We start from the raw sequence: 2,121 nt of genomic DNA, 5'->3' as shown, positions 1-2,121 counted from the left end.
GCGTGGTCACGGGCTCCGGCGGCGCTTTCCTTGTGCTGGAGCGGCGCGAGCATGCGAAAAGCCGCGGCCGCAGGATCTACGCCGAGCTCGGACCGGTCGTTTCCGGCCGCGCCCGGCGCCGGCGCGGCGAGTTGAACACCGAGATCGCCAAGCTGCTGAAGCAAGCGGCGCTGCCTGATGGGGAGTTGCTGACCATTTCCGGTGCGTCGGGCGCGCACGCCGCCACCGCGGCCGAGAAGGAAGTGCTCGACGCCAACCCGGCGCTTGCCGTGCGCGCGTTCTCGACGCTCACCGGCCATATGAAGGAAGCGCAATTCCCCTTCGCGGTGGCGCTTGCGGCACTCGCCGTCGACCGCAAGGCCGGTTACCCTGTCTTCGATGCCACAGTGGAGCGGCCATTCGAAGGCGCGCCCAATTCCGTCCTTGCAACCGCGATCGGCTATCACCAATTCGAGGGCCTGGGGCTGATCAAAGCCGCATAGATTTGTTTTATGCAATTCCGTACGGAAAACCGCGACACGCTTTTCCCGGAATTGCTCTAGACCGAGGCACACAAAAACATGGCCAATCTCCGCGATCACATGGGCAGGCCGGTCGTCGCCGTGACCGGCATCGGCGTGGTGACCTCGCTGGGCGTCGGCAAGGCAGACAACTGGGCGGCGCTGACCTCCGGCAAATCCGGCATCCACCCGATCACCCGCTTCCCCGTCGATCATCTGAACACCCGCATCTCCGGCATGGTCGATTTCCTGCCGTCGAGCTCCAAGGGTGCCAGCCCCCTCACCTATGAGCTTGCCGAGACGGCCGCCCAAGAGGCGGTCTCGGAAGCGGGCCTCGATTCCGGCGATTTCGGCGGGCCGCTGTTTCTTGCTTCGCCGCCGGTCGAGCTCGACTGGGCCGACCGTTTCTCGCTCTACAATTCCGACAAGAAGGACAATGGCGCCGAAAGGCTGCTGCGGGTGGCGCGCGGGCTGAAGGAGCTCGACATCTTCGAGACCACACAGTTCGGTTCGATCGCCGATCACCTCGCCGACCGCTTCGGCACGCGCGGCCTGCCGATCACGTTGTCCACCGCTTGCGCCTCCGGCGCCACGGCCATCCAGCTCGGCGTCGAGGCGATCCGCCGCGGCGAATGCGACAAGGCGCTGTCGATCGGCGCGGACGGATCCGCGACGGCCGAAGCGCTGATCCGCTTTTCGCTCCTTTCGGCGCTCTCCACCCACAACGACATCCCGGAAAAGGCTTCAAAACCCTTTTCCAAGGATCGCGACGGCTTCGTCCTTGCCGAAGGTTCCGGCGCGCTGGTGCTGGAATCGCTGGAGGCGGCACTTGCCCGCGGCGCGACCATCCTCGGCATCATGCGCGGCTGCGGTGAGCGCGCCGACGACTTCCACCGCACCCGCTCCAAGCCCGATGCCTCGCCGGCGATCGCCACGGTGCGCGCCGCCCTTGCCGATGCCGGCTTGAGCGAGGACGAGATCGACTACGTCAACGCGCACGGCACCTCGACGCCGGAAAACGACAAGATGGAGCACCTGTCGCTGTCGACCGTGTTCGGCGAGCGGGTCGGCTCGATGCCGATCTCTTCGAACAAGTCGATGATCGGCCACACGCTGTCGGCCGCCGGCGCGGTCGAGGCCGCATTCTCGCTGATGACCATGCGCGAAAGCGTCATTCCGCCGACGATCAATTACGACAATCCGGATCCAGCGATCGTGCTCGACGTGGTGCCGAACAAGAAGCGCAACGCCGAAGTCGGCACGGTTCTGTCGAATTCCTTCGGCTTCGGCGGCCAGAACACCTGCCTTGTCATGGCGCGGGAACCGGTCTAAGCGGACGTTTTTCCGCCTCCAAAGTACCGACAGGCCAAATGCGCGCATTGCAACTTATCGAGGACCGCCGCCTTGAAACGGTGGACCTGCCGCCTCCCCCGCCGCCTTCGCTCGGCGAAGTGACGCTCCGCATCAAGGCGGTGGCGCTCAACCATATCGACGTCTGGGGCTGGCGCGGCATGGCTTTCGCCAAGCGCAAGCTGCCGCTGGTCATCGGCGCCGAGGCCTCCGGCGAGGTCGAGGCGGTCGGACCAGGTGTTTCCAATCTCCTGCCGGGACAGTTGGTGTC

Annotated in this window: 2 protein-coding genes and 1 pseudogene; all 3 read left to right on the top strand. The window is 65.6% G+C overall.

The features are described from left to right. A pseudogene (locus tag EOA29_RS34115) lies at positions 1-482 on the top strand (beta-ketoacyl-ACP synthase); the annotation flags it as partial. A 78-nt stretch (positions 483-560) separates the two neighbouring features. Then, entirely contained in the window at positions 561-1,832 is a 1,272-nt protein-coding gene (locus EOA29_RS34110) for a beta-ketoacyl-ACP synthase (protein WP_126093333.1), read from the top strand. Positions 1,833-1,870: 38 nt separating this feature from the next. Continuing rightward, positions 1,871-2,121, top strand: a 251-nt coding sequence (locus tag EOA29_RS34105; protein WP_148669394.1) for an alcohol dehydrogenase catalytic domain-containing protein, incomplete at its 3' end; no start/stop codon positions are given.

Origin of the sequence: Mesorhizobium sp. M1E.F.Ca.ET.063.01.1.1, from assembly GCF_003998155.1 — a bacterium.
Lineage (GTDB): Bacteria > Pseudomonadota > Alphaproteobacteria > Rhizobiales > Rhizobiaceae > Mesorhizobium.
This window is presented reverse-complemented; position numbering and strand designations above follow the sequence as displayed.

What these genes read in the sequence shown, in the direction of transcription:
- EOA29_RS34110 (WP_126093333.1), top strand. Translation starts at nt 561, where the DNA reads ATGGCCAATCTCCGCGATCACATGGGCAGGCCGGTCGTCGCCGTGACC.